Annotated in this window: 13 protein-coding genes; 7 read left to right on the top strand and 6 right to left on the bottom strand. The window is 50.1% G+C overall.

The window, feature by feature from the left end:
- Positions 1 to 111 precede the first annotated feature (111 nt).
- From AAHB90_RS24715 to AAHB90_RS24725, 3 genes are all read left to right on the top strand, one after another.
- Entirely contained in the window at positions 112 to 1,020 is a 909-nt protein-coding gene (locus AAHB90_RS24715; RefSeq protein ID WP_342087902.1) for a hypothetical protein, read from the top strand.
- Positions 1,021 to 1,176: 156 nt separating this feature from the next.
- Positions 1,177 to 2,670 carry a peptide MFS transporter gene (locus tag AAHB90_RS24720; RefSeq protein ID WP_342087903.1) on the top strand — a complete coding sequence of 498 codons (1,494 nt, stop codon included), beginning with the start codon at positions 1,177 to 1,179 and terminating at the stop codon, positions 2,668 to 2,670.
- A gap of 36 nt (positions 2,671 to 2,706) precedes the next feature.
- Entirely contained in the window at positions 2,707 to 4,746 is a 2,040-nt protein-coding gene (locus AAHB90_RS24725; protein ID WP_342087904.1) for a M13 family metallopeptidase, read from the top strand.
- Between the two features lie 100 nt (positions 4,747 to 4,846).
- Here the strand turns inward: AAHB90_RS24725 and AAHB90_RS24730 are convergent, their stop codons facing one another.
- The 4 genes from AAHB90_RS24730 to AAHB90_RS24745 are packed head-to-tail and all read right to left on the bottom strand — an operon-like array spanning position 4,847 to position 10,781.
- Positions 4,847 to 6,007, bottom strand: coding sequence for an AraC family transcriptional regulator (locus AAHB90_RS24730; protein ID WP_342087905.1), 1,161 nt, complete (start codon positions 6,005 to 6,007; stop codon positions 4,847 to 4,849).
- 13 nt (positions 6,008 to 6,020) lie between these two features.
- On the bottom strand, positions 6,021 to 7,277 hold the full coding sequence (locus tag AAHB90_RS24735; RefSeq protein WP_342087906.1) for an MFS transporter: 1,257 nt from the start codon (positions 7,275 to 7,277) through the stop codon (positions 6,021 to 6,023).
- 20 nt (positions 7,278 to 7,297) lie between these two features.
- Positions 7,298 to 8,128 carry an ROK family protein gene (locus AAHB90_RS24740; RefSeq protein WP_342087907.1) on the bottom strand — a complete coding sequence of 277 codons (831 nt, stop codon included), beginning with the start codon at positions 8,126 to 8,128 and terminating at the stop codon, positions 7,298 to 7,300.
- Positions 8,129 to 8,174: 46 nt separating this feature from the next.
- Complete coding sequence (locus AAHB90_RS24745) at positions 8,175 to 10,781, bottom strand: family 20 glycosylhydrolase (protein ID WP_342087908.1); 2,607 nt, start codon at positions 10,779 to 10,781, stop codon at positions 8,175 to 8,177.
- A 216-nt stretch (positions 10,782 to 10,997) separates the two neighbouring features.
- Here AAHB90_RS24745 and AAHB90_RS24750 point away from each other — a divergent pair, with 216 nt between their 5' ends.
- From AAHB90_RS24750 to AAHB90_RS24765, 4 genes are all read left to right on the top strand, one after another.
- Positions 10,998 to 12,416: an AAA family ATPase gene (locus tag AAHB90_RS24750; protein ID WP_342087909.1), complete on the top strand. Its 1,419-nt coding sequence runs from the start codon at positions 10,998 to 11,000 to the stop codon at positions 12,414 to 12,416.
- A gap of 74 nt (positions 12,417 to 12,490) precedes the next feature.
- Entirely contained in the window at positions 12,491 to 13,591 is a 1,101-nt protein-coding gene (locus tag AAHB90_RS24755) for an acyltransferase family protein (RefSeq protein WP_342087910.1), read from the top strand.
- Between the two features lie 9 nt (positions 13,592 to 13,600).
- Positions 13,601 to 16,021 carry a hypothetical protein gene (locus AAHB90_RS24760; protein ID WP_342087911.1) on the top strand — a complete coding sequence of 807 codons (2,421 nt, stop codon included), beginning with the start codon at positions 13,601 to 13,603 and terminating at the stop codon, positions 16,019 to 16,021.
- Positions 16,022 to 16,035: 14 nt separating this feature from the next.
- On the top strand, positions 16,036 to 16,851 hold the full coding sequence (locus AAHB90_RS24765; RefSeq protein ID WP_342087912.1) for an HpcH/HpaI aldolase family protein: 816 nt from the start codon (positions 16,036 to 16,038) through the stop codon (positions 16,849 to 16,851).
- Positions 16,852 to 16,855: 4 nt separating this feature from the next.
- Here AAHB90_RS24765 and AAHB90_RS24770 read toward each other — a convergent pair whose 3' ends face one another.
- Both AAHB90_RS24770 and AAHB90_RS24775 read right to left on the bottom strand, forming a co-directional pair.
- Positions 16,856 to 17,830, bottom strand: coding sequence for a nucleoside hydrolase (locus AAHB90_RS24770; protein WP_342087913.1), 975 nt, complete (start codon positions 17,828 to 17,830; stop codon positions 16,856 to 16,858).
- Between the two features lie 99 nt (positions 17,831 to 17,929).
- Positions 17,930 to 23,317 (bottom strand): S8 family serine peptidase, encoded by a 5,388-nt coding sequence (locus AAHB90_RS24775; RefSeq protein ID WP_342087914.1) that lies wholly within the window; start codon positions 23,315 to 23,317, stop codon positions 17,930 to 17,932.
- Positions 23,318 to 23,426: the final 109 nt, after the last annotated feature.

The following is a 23,426-nucleotide window of genomic DNA, read 5'->3' on the forward strand; positions in this document are numbered from 1 at the left end:
GCATAGTCTTCTGCCCGCTTTCGCTTTAACACCCAGCCCTGACGTATAGTAGTGGCACGCTTTTTGGTACAGAACCCATAAATTATATCACCAAAACCTAAACAAAGTTTTATGGAAAGGAAAAGCAATACCGGTCTGGTCATAGGATTGATCCTCATGACCATCCTTGCAGCAGTGTTCGGGTACCTCTATTATAAAGAACACAACATCACACAAAAGCAGGAAACTGACCTGGAAGCACGGGTGCAAGAGTTGGCAACCTCCGAAATCAAGCTGGATTCCATCTCCAAGCAGTTGGACGCACGCATTCTCGAAGTACAAGGACTTGGCGGCGATATCGCCGAACTGCAAAAAGTGAAAGCCTCACTCGAAAGCGACCGGGCTGCATTGCGCAAAGGCAATGTGTCGATGGGTCGGAAAATCAAGGAATATGAGGAATTTCTCACCAAAAAGGACACTGAGATCGCTCAGCTCCGGGAAGAAAACCAGCAGTTGATCAGCCAGAATGAAGGCCTTACCCAAGAAAAGAACGAGTTGCAAACCAGCCGCCAGGCAGTACGCGACTCACTGAGCGGCGTAGTAGCGCAAAAGACCGAGCTCGAATCGAAAGTAACCATGGCAGCGGCTTTGCGGGCGCGTAATGTGAAAGTATACGCGGTATCGTCCAAAGGCAAGATCCGGGAGGGCGAAAATGTCAAATCCAAAAGAGTGGACAAAGTACGCGTGGACTTCATTCTCGAAAAGAACCCGCTCACGATGACCGACGACAAAACAATTTACATGCGCATTATCGATCCAAGCGGTGCGACTATCTCGGATACCAAAACCGGCTCCGGTGTATTTCAGTACAATGGCCAGGAACAGGGTTACACCATCAGCAAGGATGTAACATATACCAACAATAACCAGGACGTAAGCATCCTCTACGACCGCGACGCACCATTCACATCGGGCAAGTACACCATAGAACTCTATTCGGAAGGATTTTCGATCGGGGAAGGCTCTTTCTCCGTTAAATAACCAGTCGTCCGGACCGTTTTCGAAGCGGTAGCAGTTGATACAAACTGCTACCGCTTTTATTTTGCCTGTTGATTGATATTTACCCATAATTCCTATCTTGCACGATAAAAACGTATTGTTTACAACCCCAAAAACCAAATAAAACACTTCTCTTCTATGTCTTCACAGATTTCCCAAAAACACCCCAAAGGACTGTATGTCTTGTTCTTTGCCGAAATGTGGGAGCGTTTCAGCTACTATGGCATGCGAGCCATTCTTCTGCTTTTTCTACTTGATAACATCAAAGGTGGAATGGGAATGAGTGCGGCCGAAGGGACGGCCGTTTACGGTCTTTATACGGCATCGGTATACCTGCTCACGCTGCCCGGCGGTTGGCTGGCGGATAATATCCTGGGACAGAAAAAAGCGATATGGTATGGAGGTATCGTCATTATGCTGGGGCACATTATCCTGGCAATACCGGCGGGCTCAGCCATCTTTTTTCTCGGCCTCTGCACCGTCGCCGTTGGTACCGGACTTTTGAAACCGAATATCAGTTCCATTGTAGGTGAGCTTTATCCTGAGGGCGGTGCCCGGCGCGATGCGGCATTCTCGATCTTTTATATGGGAATTAACCTGGGCTCGTTCCTGGGTATTGCCATCGTGGGTTACCTTGGAGAAAAGATCAACTGGCATATGGGCTTTGGTGCGGCTGCGGTCGGAATGTTACTCGGCCTGATCGTATTCCGATATGGAAGCGCCACATACCTGAAAGGCCTTGGAGACGTTCCGGCGGCGAAAGATCCCGGTGAAAAAGCCGTTGAACAGGCATCGGGCAACAACAAAATGCTCGGCTACGGATTGATTGCATTGCTTGTGGTATTCCTCGTCGTGCTGCAAACAACAGGTACTATTAATATGACAACGGCCCAGGGCCTCGCGCAGGGCGCCGGAATTATCATCGTATCTATTTCCGCTGCATACTTTCTGTTTATTCTCATCGCGGGCGGGCTCACACGCGTGGAAAAGTACCGCGTAGGCGTGCTGATCATTCTCTTCCTGGCCATTGCGTTGTTCTGGGCAGGATATGAGCAGGCCGGAACCTCGCTGCAGATCTTTGCCGAACGCCATACCCAAAGGATGATCGGCGGGTGGGAAGTGCCATCCAGCTGGTTCCAGAATTTCCAGCCTACCTTTGTATTGATTTTTGCCCCGGTATTGGCCAGTCTGTGGATATCGCTTTCAGCCAAAAACCGGAACCCTTCCATTCCCGTCAAATTCGCGATGGGTTTGATATTACTGGGCCTGAGCTTTTTTGTAATGGTAGCGGCTTCCAATATTGCCGTTAAAGGTGAACTTGCTTCGCCGTTTTTCCTCACTTTTACCTACTTCCTGCATACGATCGGTGAGCTTTGTGTAAGTCCTGTCGGGTTGAGTTCGTATACTAAGCTGGCGCCTAAGCGTTACGTCAGTCAGCTGATGGGTATCTGGTTCGTGGGCGCTTCATTGGGTAATCTCATTGCCGGGATATTCGCAGGTGGTTTCGATGAATCCAACATCCTTCAAATGCCGGCGCTATTCAATCAGGTAGCCATGATCACGACTGTATTCGGTCTGATCCTGCTGGTGTTCTGGAAGCCGATCAAGGGCTGGATGGGTGGCATTCACTAAGTCATTTTATATACTTCAAAAACAAATACACAAAAAATGAAATCAGCCGCATTCCGTGTTGCCGCCCTGGCCCTAGTGGTGAGCCTGGCAGGATGTAAAAAAGAAAAGGAAGAGACCGACACCACCAAAGTACCCGGCTTCGATGTGAGTTCGCTCGACTCGTCCGCCAAAGCTTGTGACGACTTCGATGCGTATGCCAATGGTGGTTGGAAAAAGAAAAATCCGATCCCCGGCACTGAAAGTCGCTGGGGCGCATTTGGCATTCTGGATAAAGAGAACAAGGAAGTCCGCCTGAAAGGCATTATCGAAGAGATTACCAAAGTCCAGGACCGTAAGAAAGGCTCCGAAGAACAGCAGATCGCCGACTACTACCAATCGTTCCTGGACACGGCGACGGTGGAAAAACGCGCATTGGAGCCTTTGAAATCTTACCTCGACAAAATCAATGCCGTAACTTCGCTAAAAGACCTCGCTGCTGTAACCGGCGAAATGCAGAAGGTCGGTGTGGAAACCGTAACCGGCTTCGGTGTAGAGGGTGATTTGAGAAACAGCAAGGTTAATATCCTGTATCAGGGCCAGGACGGGCTGAGCCTCGGTGAGCGCAGCTATTATGATCGCCCCGATTCCAGCACCGTGAAAGTGCGCGGCGAGTTTGTGAAGCATGTCGACAAAATGTTCTCGATGGCGGGATTTCCTGATGCAAATCCAGGCCAAACGATCCTGGATTTCGAAACCAAGGTGGCAAAGCTGCAACTCACCAACGTGGAGCTACGCGACCCGGTGAAGACTTACAACAAAATGGCATTCGCCGATTTCGAAAAGCTGATCCCCGATTTTGACCAGAAGACCTTTGCGGATAAGCAGGACGTCAAGACGGATACGGTTATCGTTCAGAACAAACCTTATTTGCAAAACCTGAACAAGCTCCTGAAAACGACGCCGATCGCTACCTTGAAATTGTATACCAAATGGCACCTGCTCTCGCGCTTCGCGGGTTACCTGCCCAAGAAGTTCGATCAGGAAGACTTCCGCTTTTTCGCCACGGTAATGCGTGGTACCAAGCAGCAGAAAGGCCGTGTGGAACGTGCAATCCGTTCGACCGATGGTTTGCTGGGTATGCCGCTGGGTAAGCTGTTTGTGAAGAAATACTTCCCGGAAGAGGATAAGAAGAAGGTTTCTGAAATGATCGAGAACGTGCGTACCGTGTATGGCGAGCGTATCGATAAGCTGACCTGGATGAGTGATTCCACCAAGGCGAAGGCCCATAAAAAACTCAAAGCATTTACCTACAAAATCGGTTATCCCGACAAATGGAAGGATTATTCGTCGATCGAAATTGCGCCGGACAAGCTTTTTGAAAACGTGATCGCAGCTTCTTTTTTTGCACATAAAGAGCAAATAGAGAAAATAGGCAAGGAAGTGGATAAGAAAGAATGGCTTATGACGCCGCAGACTGTGAATGCCTATTACAACCCGCTGAACAACGAGGTGGTATTCCCGGCTGGCATCCTGCAACCGCCGTTCTACAACCGCAATGCCGACGATGCGATCAACTATGGCGGTATCATTGCTGTGATAGGGCATGAATTCACCCACGGTTTCGACGACCAGGGTTCGCAGTTCGATGATGAGGGCAACCTCAAAAACTGGTGGACCGCTTCCGACCGTGCCAATTTCGACAAGCTGACCAAACGCTATATCGACTATTTCAGCGGCATCGAAGCATTGCCCGGTTTCAAGATCAACGGCGCATTGACCATCGGCGAAAACGTAGCCGACCTCGGCGGTTTGACATTAGCCTACTATGCTTTGGAAAAATCGTTCAACGGAAAAGAACCTGCACCAATCGACGGATTTACCTGGAAACAGCGCTTCTTCCTCGGCTGGGCGCAGGTATGGCATATGAACACCACCGACGAAGCATTGCGCAACCAGGTGCAAACCGACCCGCATTCACCCGCGCGTGACCGCATCAACGGCCCGCTGCCCCATCTGAAAGAATTCCAGGCCGCCTGGATCTGTGGACCCGGTAGTAAAATGATACTCCCTGATTCGTCCCGGATTGTGATCTGGTGAAAGAGTTTATGAGTTCAGGAGTTTAGAGTTTATGAGTTGAGTATTCAAATCCAAACTCTGAACTTTAAACTCTCAACTCATAAACTCTCAACTCATAAACTCATTTGCCTGCCAGATATTTGTTCCGGTAAGCACTCGGACTGCATCCCTTAGCCTGCCTGAATTGGCGGGCTATATTTTTGCTATCCCCCAACCCCATGTCCAATGCAATTTCAAACACGGACATATCGGTATCGAGCAGTTTCTGCGTGAATTTCTCGATGCGGAGATTGAAAATGTACTTGTAGATCGGGTAACCGGTTATTTCCAGAAAGCGCTTTTCTAATGCGCGGCGCGAAAGTGGTACCTGCTTCACCACTTCATCCACATGCAGATTTTTGTCGATATTCTGGTGGATGTATTTCAATGATGAGGCAATGTGGTCATCGTTGGTCGCGTAAATGTCCGTCGAATGCCGGGTAATGACCTGTGTGGGTTTTACGATTATATCATAATACTCCGAAGTACCGTGCTTAATCATATAATCAAGCAGCTTTGCGGCATCATATCCCCCCTTCTCCACATCCAAGGCAATGCTTGAAAGCGGCGGATCGGACAGGTCGCAGATCATTTCATCGTTATCCACACCCAAAACTGCCACTTCCTCGGGTATACGTATGCCCACGTGCCTGCACGCCTCTGTGATGTGCTGGCCCTGGTTATCGTCGCAGGTCATGAGGCCGATAGGCTTGGGGAGCGATTTCAGCCAGCGGCTCAGCGAGCTGGGTTTGTAATACCAAAGCTCAGTCGACCGGGCTTTTTTATGCTCGAAGTAATGCACCTTATGCCCTTTTTTCCGCAAATGCTCTTCGAAGCCCTCTGCCCGCTCGCGTGACCATACGATGTCGTTGAAACCGTAAAAAGCGAAGTTGGTAAAGCCTTTTTTCAGGAAGTAATCGGCTCCCATTTGCCCGGCTTCGTGGTAGGCACCAGTAATGTTGGGGATTTCAGTGAAACGTTCTTTGAAGTCCTGCGCGATGACGGGTATGCCGGCGCGGATGATCTTGTCGATCTCCTTATTATATAATTGTCCGACAATCCCGTCGGCACCCCATTCCAGCGCCCATTTCAGGATGCCGTCGATACCGATCGTTTCACGGTGGAAAAGCGGCATACGGCAGAAGATCCAGGGACCGAATTCTTTGGAATACGCATTAATCCCCTTCATCAGGCTTTTGCTGTATTCTTCGGCAAAATCTAGGAGGAGGATGATTTTGTGCATAAATGTAAGTGTGTCAACTCAGCTTGAACAACTCCTTAACGCTCGAAACGGTTTCATTGTTGACCAGCGGCTTGGCCCATAAACCAATGCTGAGAATGTAGCCAAGCGGGATCAGCAGGAAAAGCATTGCGAATTGAAGCCCGACCAACTCTCCCAGCCCTCCGACGATTAACGGGACGACCGCCCCGCCGGCAATACCTGCGCAGAGAATACCAGAGAATGTCCCATGATGTTTCGGCACCGAATTTAATGCCAGTGAAAATATCACCGAGTACATAACCGACGCGAAAAACCCAGCCATCGGAAAACCGATCAAAGCAACTTCCTTTGGCCCGAATAAGGCCATTAACAGGGATACGATCCCGCCGCAGGTGAAGAAAACCAGTACTTTCCGGCTGTCGAAGATTTTTAACAATATCAATCCCAGGAAACAACCAATAGTAAGCAAGCCCCAAAAATAGGAAATTACAGAAGCGCCGGTCGTTGCCGGATCGACTCCGTGGTAGGTTTGCAGAAACTGTGAAATCCAGTTGGCAATGCCCTGCTCGGTACCCACATAGGCGAATATCCCCAGGAAAAACAGCCATACCAGCTTGTTTTTAGCCAACTCGCCGAACGATTTGCCTACATCGATCCGCTCGTCTTCCAGCAATTCCACTTTCGGGAACTTTACAACTGCAATCACCGCCACCATCGCCAGCGCGATCACGGCAAAAACCCAGTAGAGAGACACCCATTTCAGATCTGCGGGCACCAGTTTATTTAATATATCAATCAAAAAACCGGAGTTGCCCGAATGCACATTGAGCACTAAATAGCTGTAAAGCAATGGGCTCAAAAACGATGCTGCACCAAAAAACAGCTGCGCCAGGACCGAGTAAAATGCGAACTTCTCTTCCCCGCCCGAAACCCTCAGTAACGGGTTTATAACCACCTGCAAAATGGCCATTCCAATGCCGATCAGGAACAATGAAGACAGCGCTATCGAAAAGCTGGGAACCAATGCAAATAGTAATGCTCCGCCAAATGCCAGCAGGAACGCGCCGATCAGCATAATCTTTTCCCCGAACTTCTCGACCATTAACCCCGCCGGAATCGACATGACGCCGTAAGCGACAAAAAATGCGAAAGGCAGGAAACCCGCCAGACCAATGCTGAGATCGAAGCTTTTGACGATATCGGGTATGATCGGACCGAGGATGTTGGTCAGAAAGGAGATGACAAAAAAGATCAGGAAGATCAGAACGACTATGAAGATGTTCCTTTGCATGAGGGAGTGGTTTTGTTACATCAATCGTCGAGCAATGCCGCTGCACCCAGTAATGCGATGTTTTCGTTCTCGGAGAGCAGCAATGTCAGTTTTTTCAAAGACTCGGGATAGGCAAAGTCCTGGATGCTTTCCAGCATACTTTCCTGGAAAAAGCGGTTGGCCTTGGCAATGGAGCCGCCCATGACGATCGCTTCCGGATCATAGGTATACATAATGGCCTTGACCACCGCCCCCAAATGTACGCCGAATTCCTCCCAAACCTCAATGGCCTTCCTGCTTCCTTTTAATGCCGCCTCGTGTGCCGCAAATGCGTCGATACCCAGGGAGTCTTCGAAAAATCGGCTGCAAACATAGTTTTCAAGCACCGAATCCTTGTAAGGCAGCATTCCGATCTCCCCTGCCCCGCAATTCTTTCCTGCGTACAAATGGTTATCGATGATAATGCCCGAACCCAGCCCCGTCCCGATTGCCATCCCGATCACCGACCGGAACTTGCGGGCAAGCCCGAAACGGTGCTCGCCGAGTACGAAGCAGTTCACGTCATTATTCACCGAAACCGGCAGATTGAACTCCTTTTCCACAATGTCCCGCAATGCGACCTCTTCCCAGGACGGGATATTCAGTACATTATAAACAATGCCCTTGTTGACGTCCACCACCGAAGGTACGCCTATTCCGATACCTTTGACCGGATAGGCCGTTAATGGACGGATCACCTCCATCAACTGGTCGAGCGTTGCCGACAGCGAGTGTTTGTTGGCCAGTAAAGTCTGATTTTGCCGGGTAATGTGGCCACCCGATTCGATACCGGCACGAATGTTCGTGCCGCCGATATCTACACCAATGTTCATCGAAAGAGGAGTTGAGCGCTAGGCGTGCGTTATACGATTTGTTTCGTCAACGGGCTGTGATTTCACTGCTACGGCTCGATCGTCCGGCCAGATCGAAGCTTTTCAGTTTGACAGTACCTGAAACCTTCACAGGATTCTCATAAAGCTGTGATGTCTCAGTAGGCTCGGAGCCGTCGGTCGTGTAGCGGATCGCCAGGCCCGGCAGTTCCACATTCGCTTTCAGCATTCCGTTTTCTATGATCGCGCCTGGTTGAGGCAGGCGGTAATTGTAGCCCCCGTTGATATACTTTAGTCTCGGCAGATGCTTTTGGGCTATTGAATTTGCAAAAATATTCCAACCTTCGGCCATCATGGCCTTTCTGGCGGCATCATCGGCTATATTTTCCCATTTGCGTTCAGCGGCCCAGGCGCTCTCGGAGAAGCCGAGCAGCTTGGGAAGGATCGAATATTCCATCATATCGCGGCCTTTGATCGTCTCACTCCAAAGCTGGGCTTCGATACCGTAAACATTCTTGCGTGCCTCGGGCTTCATCAGCTGCTTACCCACAAATTCCTCCTTCATAGGCTTGCCCATGGAAGTTTCCTCCGTCGTGCGGAACATATTGAATGGCGCAAACGCCCAGTTGTCGCGCGTGTCGACAAAACCACCCCAATACAAGCCTGGCTCTTTCGGATCGTTGTTGTAAGACATATCGAAATAGAAGTTGGTCACATTACAAAGCACCACCTGATAGCCAGCATTAGCCAGACGATTGCCCAGATCAACGTCATACACATTATTCCAAACATAAGGGAACACCTGATGCCCCACGAACTCCGGGTTCGCCAGGTATGCCCCGGTTTCTGTCTTGTTCAATGCTACCTCTTCCCAACCGTGTACTTTCAGGTTACGTTTTTCGAGCATGGGAAGCAGTCTTCTGAAAAAATAGCTTTGCAGATAGCGGGGGCCTTTGATGTCGGGATGCTCCTGCAAAAGTTTGGAAGCCATCGGCGATTTTGTCCAAACCCCATCCGCAACCTCGTCGCCGCCGGTATGGAAAGTATCCATTTTCAAACCGGCCTGCTCGTACAGTTTAGCGATTTCATCCACCACTTTTACGAAGAAATTGTAGGTTGATTCGCGCGCCACGCTGACCACATTGTTCTTGTAACCCTGTGCCGAGATATAAACAGACTTATCGTCCGGGTCGATCAAACGGTATTCGTTCGCCTCTTTCTCTTTCCCTTCTTTCATCAACCGTTCATATCTGGCCTCCATGGACTTGATCGCCGCCAGCGCGTGGCCGGGGAAGTTCAGTTCCGGGATAATTTTAATGTGCCGCTCGTGCGCGTATTTGAGTATTTCAATAAAATCCGCTTTGGTGTAATAGCCGCTTCCGTGCTTGCCTTTCTCATTGGCAACCGGCCCCGATCCGTAGCCCGGGTGCAATGCGTTCGCATTCATACCCGACGTGTGCTGGCGTTGCGCGCCTACCTGCGTGAGTTCGGGTAAGCCGTCAATTTCGATCCGCCAGCCCTCATCCTCGGTAGTATAAAGCAGCAAATGATTGACCTTGTAACCTGCAAGCAGATCGATTATGCGTTTCACTGATTCCTTGGTCTGGAAGTTGCGCGCTACATCCAGATGCAAGCTGCGGAACTGGAACCGGGGCGCATCCTGCACCTGCACGAATCCGAAACCCACCGAAGCGACGGGTTTCTGATAGGCGTCTGTCGGCGCAAGTTGCAAAAGGCTTTGAACGCCATAGAACACGCCCGCAGCATCGCTACCCTCTATCGCAATGCCATTTTGATTGATATTTAAGGTATACGCTTCGGTTGACACGCCATTGACATTCACTTTGCCCGTTTTCAAAACAATCGCCGCCTCTTCAGAAGAAGCTTTATCCGGCAATCCGGCCCGGATCGGCAGATCGGTGCCGGTTAATGTTTTCAACTTACTGATCAGATACTTGGCCTCGCTTTCGAGACCTTCCTGATAAAACACATTCGTTTTGCCCGTAAGCATGAATGTGCCCGCGCCGGGAACGAGTTTTACCGGGCTCGGGATGATTTTCAATAACTGCTCCTCGCCCAGTTTCGTAAATGCGGCATTGGCTTTGTACCGGTTTTGCGCAGTCGGCAGTTCTTTCAAATCCATTTTACCACGCAGAATCTGTTCTTTCGTAACAAATGGCTCAATCTTGTAATCAGCCACCTGAACGATCTCCTTTTCTTTTCCTTCCTTGTCATAAAACACGAAATACAACCCCAGCGGCGCATCCGTTTCCTTTGCCACGCCTTCGGTACCGGTGTAGGTGATGGTCATCGAATCCCGCGGACGCATGATAAAATCCTTTGCGGGTACCATTTGGTACCAGTCACCATTGATATGCTCTACCACCGCAGGCTCCGGCGTTTTGTTCGATTGAATCGGCCGGGGCGACATATTCCAAAACAACTTCCAGTTAGTACCGTCCAGCGTAAAATCGCTTCCGTTGCGGATCGTAAATTGCGCTTTAAACGTTCCGGCAGGTTCGGTAAAATTGCTAACGAGCTTCCACGAAACCGCGATTTTCTCGGCCTGCTCTTTGGATACATTGCCTGATCTGTTGCAGGCTGCGAATAGCAGCACACCAAAGAGGATCAGCGAAAGCGGGAGTAGTTTCTTCATAGGGTCAAAAAAGGCTGGGAATGATTTTCCGGGTGTTCAGAATACAACTTCCTAATTACTGACAATTGCGCAAAATATACTAGTGCAGGGAGCAAAAAGCGTAAACGCCATAACCATAATCAGCTTAAAGTGAGTTTTTAAAAAGAGATTAAGCCAAAGTCTGTTTTATATTCAGCTTAAACTCATTAAAATTGCATAGATTAAGCTGACTATAAAATGACGACGATTGCAGGCCGACAAGATGAACAGGCGCAAATGAGACAATTGCTGCAAACCGGAAAATCTGAGTTTTTGGCTGTTTTGGGTCGCAGGCGTGTGGGCAAAACGTTCCTGATCCGCAATGTTTATCAAAAAGAACTGGTTTTTCAAATGACCGGGATTGCTCATGCAAACATGGCGCAGCAGCTGGCAAATTTTGCTTCGGCCTTACGGGACGCTGAGAAAAAAGACCACCCTGTAACCATCGCAGACAGCTGGTTTGTTGCATTCGAACACCTTAAAGCTTTTTTGACTAATCTTAAAGGCAGCAAAAAAGTAGTGTTTTTCGACGAGCTGCCATGGATCGATACGCCTAAATCCCAGTTCCTATCAAGCCTGGAACATTTCTGGAACAGCTGGGCGTCAACGCGGGCGGATATCGTATTGGTTGTATGCGGCTCGGCGGCGTCCTGGATGCTCAACAAACTGATCAATAACAGAGGCGGCCTGCACAACAGGGTAACGAGGCAGATCCGGCTCGAACCATTTACTTTAAAAGAAACCGAGCATTTCCTTCAAATCAGCAATGTCAATCTGGATAGGTACCAAATCATCCAGCTCTACATGGCGATGGGTGGAATTCCGTTCTATTTGAATGAAGTACAGCCTGGGTTAAGCGCATTTCAGATCATCGACAAAACGTGTTTTACCAAAGGAGGCTTACTCAGTTTTGAATATGATAACCTATACCACTCCCTTTTTTCGAAGGCTGAGAGGCATATCGCTATCATCGAAGCACTTGCAAGCAAGCCGCAAGGACTCACCAGGGACGAAATCATCCAGGCATCCCGGCTTCTGAACGGAGGTACCCTGACAACTTTGCTCCAAGAATTAGAGGAAAGCGGGTTTATTTCAAAGTCTTATCCGTTTGAGAAAAAGATCAAGACCAGTCTTTACCGGTTGACTGACCAGTATTCTCTCTTTTACCTCAAATTCATTAAAAACAAAAAAGTATCGGGCAGCGGGACCTGGATGAGCCGCATAGACAGCCCGACATGGCGTGCGTGGAGCGGCTATGCGTATGAAAACATCGTACTGGCCCATATTGCCAACGTAAAGAAGGCGCTCGGCATTAGCGGTATCTACACAGAAACCTCATCGTGGGTGAGTGCCAGAAAGGAAGCTCAAATAGACCTGCTTATCGATCGCAGAGATCATGTGATTTCAATCTGCGAAATTAAATTTTCTCAAACGCCATTCATCATCAATAAGCAGTACAAGGCAGAATTAGAGAGAAAGCTGGCTATTTTTAAAAGTGAGACTAAGTCCAATAAATCGGCTTTTCTCACCATGATCACCACTTTCGGAGCCGTCGCAAACAGTAATTCATTGGGATTGGTACAAAATCAGGTCACGATGGACGACCTGTTTCACTAATCCAATATTTTTCTTTCCTTTTCCAGTAGCCCGTCGGCAGTTGGTTCCCGTACATATCCCTATAAACGGCTGATATGAAAAACCCTTCGGGCTCATTGTCCAGATTGCTTTCACTGGACGCCATGCGCGGCTTTACGATTGCGGCGATGATCATGGTTAATTTTCCCGGGCATGAGGACTATGTTTTCCCCACGCTCCGGCATACCAAATGGAATGGACTCACTTTTACCGATCTGATCGCCCCTACTTTCCTCTTCATCGTGGGCGTTTCGATCGCATTGGCCTATTCCGGGAAACTCGACGCGCCAAAGGCGCCGCTATACCGTAAGATTATCATCCGCTCGTTGAAAATATTTGCCGTCGGCATGTTTCTCAATATGCTGCCTGATTTCAACTTCTCCGACCTGCGCTACACGGGCACGCTGCACCGCATCGCGATCGTGTTCTTCGTGTGTGCGATCCTGTTTTTGAATACTACCTGGAAACAGCAGCTCGGCATTACCATGACCATTCTCGTGCTATACTGGCTTGCATTGACGACCATTCCCACACCCGGTAGCGGTAAAGTCATGCTCGAACCGGGCATCAATCTGGCGGCGTGGGTCGATCAGCAATATCTGCCGGGCAAAATGTGGCAGGGCAATTGGGATCCTGAGGGGATTCTGAGCACATTCCCTTCCATTGCGACCACCATCACCGGCATGCTCGCTGGGCGGCTGATGCTTCTGCCGATTCTACCCAATGAAAAAAGTAATTTCCTGCTGACCGCCGGATTTGCCACCGCTGCTTTGGGCTACTTCTGGAACCTGATTTTCCCCGTCAACGAAAACCTCTGGACGAGCTCTTTCGTCCTGGTGACGTCGGGCTTCGCATCTATGCTGCTTGGCGCATTGTATTTCCTGATCGACATTCGCGGTCGCACCATGGGTATAACACCCGGCATCGTTTTCGGGGCTAATGCCATCGCTGCCTACGTGCTGGGCGATATTCTCGCTTTGATATTTTATCTCATGCCGTTAGGCGGCGATACCCTCAACCACCATGCCGTGGCCGCATTGTCACAAACAGGAATGGATCCGCGTCTTGCGAGCATGATTTATGCGCTCTTTTTTGTGTGTCTCAATTTTATCCCCGCTTACATCCTTTACAAAAAACGGATTTTTATCAAGCTCTGACCCGATTCTATGCGTTACGGAACACCTCTGCGTTTTTTTATACTACTCCTTCTGACCCTCAGGACGGGCATTGCATTCCCGCAATTCATTGATTTATCCAAAAGCCAGATATTCAGTCCGACCGACAAGGGTACTTTGCATAGAAGCATTGAAATACTACAAAATGAGGTAGAAAAGCGGACCGGCATTAAGCTTCCTGTTTCGAAAAAGCTTCCTAAAAGCGGGCATGTGATCCTGATCGCGCTGGAAAGCGAACTGGGCAAGTTACCCAATTCCTATAAAAGCGCTGTTGCCACATTGCCCGATACAAAAAACGAGGGTTTCAAATTGATCGCCGGTCCTTCAAATCATGTCGTTATCATCGGAAAAGATGCGCGGGGAATACTGTACGGCGTGGGACGGTTCCTGCGGAAAGCGGAAATGTCCCGCGGCAAGTTACAGGTCGACGACCGGTTGGCGATCAGTACCAGTCCGAAGTACCCGATGCGCGGCCACCAACTGGGTTACCGCCCCAAAACGAATGCCTATGATGCCTTCACAGTCGCCGGTTTCGACCAATACATTCGCGAATTGGCATTATTTGGGGCAAATACCATTGAAATACTTCCGCCGCGCACCGACGACGACGTTACCAGCCGGCATATGAAAATACCGGCAGCACAGATGATCGTGGAGCAATCCCGTATCTGCAAGTCCTACGGCCTCGATGTCTCGATCTGGTATCCGAATATGGGTAAAAACTACGTCCATCCCGACTCCATTTCCAAAGAGCTGGCGGAACGCGACCAGGTATTTGCGCGTTTGCCCAGGCTCGACGGCGTATTCGTCCCCGCTGGCGATCCCGGCGAACTGGAACCGGACGTACTCTTTGCCTGGCTGGAAAAAGAAGCGGCAGTGTTGCGGAAATACCATCCCAACGCCAAAATCTGGGTTTCGCCCCAGGTATTCCGGCCAACGCAGAAATGGTTCGATGCATTTTTCAGTCATGCCAACAAAGAATATCCCTGGTTTGGCGGTGTGGTTTTCGGGCCATGGGTGAAGATCCCGGCGCAAAAGATCAGGCAGATACTGAAACCAACTATCCCCATCCGCCATTATCCGGACATTACCCATAACTATTCGGCGCAATATCCGGTACCGCACTGGGACCTTGCGTGGGCGATGACGCTCGGGCGTGAGAGCATCAACCCACGCCCATTCGATGAAAAGGCTATTCACAATGCTCTGGACGAGTATGGCATTGGCAGTGTGAGCTATTCGGAAGGGACGAATGACGATGTTAACAAGTTTGTTTGGAGCGACCAGGACTGGGACCCCGAAATGTCTGTTATGGAAACCCTGCGCGATTATTCCCGGCTATTTTGGGGCCCGGAATACCAGGAAGCAGGTGCGCAGGCCATCATGGACCTAGAAAAAAACTGGCGCGGAGAAGTGCTCACCAACGAAGGCATCGATCTGACCCTCCGCCAATGGCAGTTAATGGAAAAGAATGCACCGCTGAAATTACTGCAAAACGCCCGCTTTCAGATGGGACTGATCCGGGCGTATTTTGACGCATATACACGCCAGCGGCTTGTTTACGAAACGGAACTGGAACAAAAGGCGCGTCGTGCGCTTGCGGCAGCTGCCGCAATGGGGGCCATTAAAGCCATTCGGGAAGCTGAAAATACGTTACAGAAAGCCTGGAAAGAGCCAATTCTGCCCGACTATCAGCAAAAATGCCATGATCTGGCCGATTCCCTTTACAAAAGCATCGGCGCGCAACTGACCATTAAAAAACACGGTGCGATGTCCGGTAGAGGTAATTTTATCGACCTGATCAATATGCCGCTCAATGATGCGCCTTATTTGCTGGATCAATTCAAACGGATCGAAAAATTGGCTAGCGAGGCTGAAATGTTACGCGAGATCGACCAGCTCCTGCATCGCACGGATCCCGGCCCTGGCGGCTTTTACGATCATTTCGGCGATCCTGAAAGCTGGTACCGCGTCGTACCAAACCTGTCCTGGGAGGAAGATCCCGGCAGTTTACAATCGCCAAGAATAGGTTTTGGGGTCGGTTTGGTGGGAGAAGAATGGGTGGACGAAATTCAGGCAACGGGCTTCAAAGGGCAGGTTACACCGCGCGCCTGGATGAAACAGGCCAAAACGCTTTACGACCAGCCATTGAAAATCCGTTATGACCATCTTGACCCGGACGCAACCTACCGCATACGCATTTCATACACCGGACGCTTCCGCTCGCGCATGAGAATGACCACCGATGACGGCCAGACTATCCACGATTTTATCCAGACCGGCGAACAGCCCACATTTGAATTTAATGTCCCCAAAGCGGCTACTTCCGATGGCAAAGTCACATTTGAATGGACTTGCGGTGAAGGCGAGCGTGGCTCGCAGGTAACAGAGATATGGTTGATGAAACAATGATTGAAGATCGCTCAATGGAATCTACATTACTTGAAAAACTACAAGCCGGGCACAATGTGTATGGCACATGCATTACCTCTACCGGCCCGATGTGGCCCGCGGCTGTCAAAAAGACCGGTGTAGATTTTGTATTCCTCGATACGGAGCATGTTCCGCTGGGCAGAACCGAGCTGGCCACATTATGCCAGCAATTCCGGCATCTGGGCATTACACCTATCGTGCGCATTCCCTGCCCCGACCCGTACCTTGCCTGCCAGGCTATCGACGCGGGCGCAAAAGGCATTGTAGCGCCTTATCTCGAGTCCACAGCTCAGATTACGGAACTGGTAGGTGCTACCAAATACCGGCCGCTGAAAGGTGATGTATTGCAGAACTACCTTAGCGGATCTTTACCCATGCCCGAAAATTTGCGGGATTATGTCGCGAAATATAATGCGGGGAATATCTGCATTGCCAATATTGAAAGCGTCCCGGCAATGGACAATCTGGATGCACTATTGTCGGTGCCAGGGCTGGACGCCGTTTTCATCGGCCCGCACGATCTGTCGGTAAGCCTTGGCCTGCCGGAGCAATACGATCATCCGGAGTTTGAAAAAGCAGTTTCCTACATTATCCGCGCCACGCGTGCCAGGGGATTGGCCATCGGCATTCACTTTTCGCTGGAACCGGAACGGCAGATCCAGTGGATGAAGGAAGGCGCGAATATCGTCGTACACAGCTTCGACGTGGCTCTTTTCGTGCAAAAACTCAATGCAGATTTTGACAAAATAAGGACGGCCGCAGGCGATGTGCCCGCGGCCGCCAAAAGCGATCAGACAATGGTGGTATAAGTACCTATTTCCCCTGCCACATCATCAATCCTTCGATCAGCGCGGTAAGCTGTTCGAAGGGCATATTGGGCGTAAGATAGGCATGTGGCCCCATGGGATCGTCCTGCCAGCTGTTATTACCTCCATCCAGGATGATCTTCCCTCGCTTTACTCCAAAATAAGGCTGAATGCCCCGCACCGCTACGAGCACGGCTGTCTGGTCCCAGCTCATACGGCCATCGGCATCGCCTTTGGACAACGGCATTGCCATCGCAAAAACTTCCTTTACAGGGCTTTTCAGGCTTTCGTTGGCGATTACCCGCTTACCTGTTTTAATTTCCTTACCTATTTCCAATCCGCTGAAAAGGATTTCAGTGGGCCATTCCGTAAAAACTTTCGCGGAGGCAACAGAGTCTACCAACACATTATACTCACGGCCTTTTGGAAAATGACCTGCCATCGACACAAGCTGCTTCACTTTTTTGCGGACAAGGTTGCTACCCGAAAGTGATGAGTTGGCGTCCGGCCCGGAGTCCAGCAAATCTGCCAGATTCGTCAGAAAACCAATGGTGACGATGGTAACGCTTTGGTCGGGTTGTTTGGCCAGGATCTTACGATAGGTCTCGATCGCATTGGGCGCGTCCGATGTTTTGGCGATTTTATGCGGGTATTTCTCAACCAGCATTTCAGGCCACTTTTGCGTTGCTCCGAAATTTGCTCCTTTCCCTTTCGGAGCACCGGTAGGCAATTCGGGCCGGCCAAAGTAGGTATTCAGGATTTCGATCGTAGGTACCACCAACTCATTTTTATTGGAAGAAATTACCGCCAGGGGCTTCACTTCTCCCTTATCGGCCAACGCGTGCATTACCGCCATCGCGCCGACATCGTCGTAATCAGGACCGATGTCGGTATCCAGGATCAGTGTATTGCCCGGTCTGCCGGTTTGAGCGTAGGAATTGGAGAGATAAAAGAGGCAAAGGATTAATAAAACTTTGTTCATGACATTCATTATTCAAATGCGGTCTGTTGTAAAGCTATTCGCTTTTCCCCGCTAAGATGCTGCACGGGGAATATCTTTTTAACGATAGCAAAGGTTACATCAGTTTTTCAACACCTGGAATGCCTGTTTCGTTTCCCCGTTGACTACTTCCAATACATACATACCTTCTTCAAATTCCCTGCCTGACAGATCTACCATACGTTTCTTTTCCGGGTTCAATGCGTCGCCGGCGAGCTGCTTCAAAATCCTGCCGTGCAGGTCGTAAACGTTCACCGATACCGACCGGCTTGCGGGCACATCGTCGCCCAGGTAAAACACGCCTTTGGATGGATTGGGATAAACCGACCACTCTGAGTGCCCCTCGAACGCCACCGTCCGCACGCGGGAGTATTGATAGGTGCTGTCGATGTCCATCATTTTCAGCCTGTAATATAGGTTACCCCATTTGCCTGGCGTCTGGTCCACATATTCATATTTCCTGCCACTTTTCAAATTACCTTCTCCGAAAACCTGCGCCAGCCTCACAAATCTTCCCTGCTTGTAAGCCTCGTCGCCCACGGCCACTTCGACATCGAAATGGTCGAAATTTTCTTCCGAAGCCGTTTCCCATTCTACGATAACATCTTTTGAATATTCATCATCCTGCTTTTTCCGGGCATTGAAGCTCACCAGCTCGACCGGCAAAGCTCCCGGGTTTCCGACAAACCCCTTCGAAAGCCAGAATTCAGAGAAAGTTTTTATCTTCATTTCGGCATAATACCCTTTATCGTAGGGAACTATCACAACTTCGCCGGCCGGGTGGAACGACCATCCGCCTTCGGTACTATTAGTCAGTGAGCCGTCTTCCTTCGGAATATTTGCTGCATTACGGTATTTGGAAATACCCAGTTCAAATGCATTTACCGGCTTACCACACGTCCCGCAACCCACCGCGTTGATCAGTGCTTCGCTTTCAGTTTCGAGGAAGTAGAACCGTACGGTCGCTAAATTGGCCAGTTCGCCGTTTGCCGGTTTTATCGTGAAACTTCTGTCGAGATAGTACTGGCCGTTTCCGTTTCTGACACCGGCCGTGTTCAAATACGTTTGCACCTCGGTGTTACCCATATTCTGGCCATTGGGATTAATGGCGGCCATCAATTTTCCATTGCTTGTAAAATTCACCCACCCCGAACCGGATACCTGCAGGCTGGCCACTCCGCCGGCATTGTCCAGTATGGGCGATGTTTTGTCGAAAATGTGAATGTCGTCCAGTGCAATGCCTTCCCGGTGCGTAAACCCGTCGGAAATCAGGACAAAACGTAATTTGAGATTGACAAATCCGGCAGGCAAAGGCATACTTGCCACGTGCCACCTCAGGTAATCCTGCATAGCCCAGGCCCCATTGCCCGAGTAGGTTTTGTTGTACCAGTTGGTACCCTGCCCCACCGCGCCCAGGCGTGTCCACGGGCCGCCATTTCCTGAATACTCGATGTACACGTAATCACAGGGCGTGGGTTCGCATACTTCGAGGTCGATGGCCACGCTGAAACTCAGCGTAGGCGCCGCCAGACTGCTGATATCGAAGCAGGGTGAATACAGATACGATTGTTCCTTATCATTATATCCTCCTGCCAGATTCGTCTTCCATACTTTCGTTCCGCTGGCCGCTTTGTTCAATCCTCCTGATGTTGGTGTACCCCACTTCCATGAGCTGTTCGCCCCTTTGGCACTCCAGAAACCATCACTATTTTCAAAATTTTCAAGATAAGGGAACGTGCTCAACACCGGCGCGTTGAAAACTTTGACCGACAGCGTGTCGTTGTCCCGAAAACTATCAGTTGTCAATTCCGACCATGCTTTGAGGTTTAATGCCCCGATCGCGGAAAGATCAGCCTTAGGCCCGAAAGTGAAATCGATGGTCGTACGCTTGGCGAGAGCAGAAATTGTATCACGGAGAATGGTCCCGTTCGGCAGGGACAATGCCACGGGCAGGTCGGTAATATCCCGCGCGGAGCTATTGCGGATACGCACCGAGATTGTTTCCGCATTACTTAATCCGCAGCTCTCGGTAGGCGGTGCGAGCAGCGCCAGCATTTGAATATCATCCGTTACCGAAACAATGCGGATATCATCAAAAGAATATCCCGCCCCGTTGCTGTAATCGGAAGTGATCATTTTGCCCCACTGCCCCCAGCGAACCTGAAAGCTTGACGAGAAGTTCTCCGAATTGGCCGAAAGTAGCGCGCTTATTTCAAGCGGAACGGTTGTCTTGTACCCCTCCGTGGTGAGGTTCTGGTTGGCAAAAAGATCATAAGTCTCTATCCAGGCGTCGGTATCTTTGCCTCTTATCCACACCTTGTTATTATCATTCGCCTTTTGTCCGTGATTTTTATAAGAGAATATCAGACGAAGGTCATCTGTATTGATATTATATCCCGCCAAATTGAAAGTACCCGTCAGGTAACTCGTATTGCCGGCTGAATAAGCACGGTTCGCATCGAGCGTCAGCGCCTTCTGGCCGGAGGCCGCAAAACCCGAATTGATAAACGTCCTGATCCTTCCGGCATCGGTATTAGCGCTGAAATCGTAGCGTCCATCACCCGTAAGGCCCATTTGCGCCACGGTTACATTTTGCGCGGGGAGGTTTTCCATATTATCATTAAATGGCAACGCCAGCTGATCATTAGGCAATTGTCTGAAAAGCTTTGCCAATGAATCGTTAGCAGTAACTATGTCCGCGTTACTGTGGATGAACACTTTAATATAATAATCCCCAGGATTGGACAAATTGGCCCCTACCGCGAATGTATGATCGTAAGTCTTTCCTTTTTCGATGAAAGGGGTGATCGTCTCGACCGGTACCGCCACGCCATTGAGCGTATACCCCACATCCAGCGACCCGTTGAAATCCACGTCGTCGAGGTTTTTAATCCTCATTTTAACAAAAACCGCCCCGCTCAGTTCCGTCGAGGTATTTTTCCTCCCCGACGACGCCGGCGTTACAATGGATTCCACTTTTAGATCATTATCCGAAATACTACCGGCGCACGTTCCGCTATCCGGCTTGCGCGAAATGGCCAGTGCCCGGCGCCCGGCTTGTCCATTCACCCGTGCCCGCACGGAAACATAGTAAGTCGAATCTTTCAGCAATCCGCCCAAAGTATAGGTGATACCGGCGGTTGTCGCCACGGGCACCATCTCTTTTCCTTTCAACATCATCACTTCATAGTCGGTAGCACCTGTCACCGCTGTCCAGTCCAGGGAAATGTAGCCTTCGCATTGCAGGGCCGACAACGTAACGGCCGGAACGCCGATCACCGTGAAAGGTTCGGAAATACTCTGGACACCCGTGCTGTTCTGAATCACCCGCACGCGCACTTTATCCGACCGCAGGCCCACAGGAATTGGCCATGCGAGTTGGCTGGTCCCCGCCGCAGCCGTCGATATATTTGCCCACGATACTCCGTTATTGCCGCTGTACTGCACGGTAAAAGTACTGGCACTGTTACCGAAAGCATCCCATGAAATATAAATCGGGTCGCCGTCTTTCAGGCGTTCCCCGCCGATCGGGTTAGTGATGGTGAGGGAATTGGGGATGATGTCATAAACCACGAAATACTCCTGGGACGGCGCCTGGCCTACCGTGGTGCCTTTGACGGAAATCGTGTAGTTCCCGGCACCCGGACTGTTGATCACAACCTGCTCCATATTATTGCGGTTATCGACACCCGTTGTAGCCACATTATTTACATTGGCGGCTGCGGGGTCCAGTATCCGTGGTAGCACTATATTCGAGGAGGGATTGGTTACCTGAAGGTCAAGATTGTGAACCAGGTTCTGCGACGCCAGCGTACTGCCTGCGGGATCATTCCAATAGAGCATTACTTTAAGCTGGGCCGTATTTGCTGGAACATCAATGGAAAAATTATTGGTTGCCTGATGCGCGACCTGCGCGGTGGTGTAGCTCTGGGATTCGAGCATTTTAACCGAACGGAGCAAATTAAGCCATCCGTACCCATATCGGTAATCAGGGCCTTCGTTACCTTTATCGACCGCTCCGTTCACCAGCAACGCTTTCATCAAACCGTTCTTGGGGTTCTGGTTCCCATTTAGCTGCCTGTACCGCTCGTAAAGCAGCGCAAGCCCTCCTGATACCGCTGGCGCAGCCATACTTGTCCCACTTCCGTTGCCATACAGGTTTACCGGAATCGTGGAAACAATCCCGTTTCCCTGCGCAGTAATTTCCGGCTTCAATCTGCCGTCCTTAACCGGCCCGCGACTGGAACTACTTATAATCCCGCCGGTCTCGCCGGTGGCCCCGACGGTAATGACGTTCTTTGCCGTCTGGTAACCTCCCAAAACAGTCCCAAAACCCACTGCGAAAGGTGCACAAGTAGTAATCCCGCTGTTTCCGGCCGCAAAAACGTGTTGCAAATAAGGCATTTCGAACGCCTGCTGATCTAAAATATAGGAATACAGGTCGTAAGTCCCGTTTGTTTCGCAGGTAATCACATCCGAGCCGTACGAATTGTTCGTAATCACCATGCCAAAATCCTGTACATATTGGGGCGAATACGCCAAAATCGACGAGTAACTTTGGGCTACCACGGTCGCCTTGGGCGCATAACCCGCATAACGCTCGTCCATAATGCCCGCGCCTGCCATCGTACCCATTACGTGCAGCCCGTGCGAACCTGCTTCGATAGGCGCCCTGTTGATGATCCGGGTATTGAAGTCAATGTGTCGCAACGGGTTAGACTCGTCTCCGATCCCTACGACCACACCCGCTCCGGACAAGTTTCTATTACCTGGCAAGGCCGATTTCAGGACATTGGCACGCCCGTTTGTCGTGCTTTTATTGTTCAACTGGCGATCTGGCTGCGGAATTGCCTGCACATACTGCACAAACGGCTGGCCTGCAAGCTTTTTAAGTTCCTTTATGGGCACCCTCACCGTAAGTATCTGGTAATTTTTGTATTGATCTGAAACAACTTCGTAGCCTTTGCTTTGCAATGCCGCCTGTACCTCGTCATAGCTGAAAGATTTGGGATAACTGATCCACAAATCGACGGTCGAAGGGCCGGTAAATGCATGGGAAGGAATATTGCCGGCGGCGAGTCCGGGCTGCATTTTTTGTTCCGCGCTAAGTTCTACAATCGCCCTTCCTTTCGTTCGGGCAATTGCGCCGGGGTTGCTGCCTGCGGCTATGGTAGCCGTGTAGGCGTAATTCGGAATGTATTCGAGTAATTCGACACCTTCCGCTTTCAGTTGGCGCCGCTCATCTGCGGAAGGAATCTCGTCGAACTGAATTATCACGAAGGATTTCTGACCGGCTGTCGAGAGCCTGAATGCCGCATTGGCACGACCGGTTGCGGATGAAATATTTCGTTCAGGGACAATTGAGCCGCTTTTCAGAAGGATTTGGTAGTCCTGGCGCTTCTGTCCTGTGGCATTACCAATCAGCAGACTGGCCAGCCCTAGTGTGTAGTAAAGATTTTTCCACTTCATAATTTTTGGTACAGATAAAGGATAGGTAATTCTACTTCATTTAACCTAATTATGCAAAATAATTCGGGCATAGTTTAATATAAATTAACCCGTGCGGGAAACTAGTTGA

Source organism: Dyadobacter sp. OTU695, assembly GCF_038440355.1.
In the GTDB taxonomy this organism is placed as follows: domain Bacteria; phylum Bacteroidota; class Bacteroidia; order Cytophagales; family Spirosomataceae; genus Dyadobacter.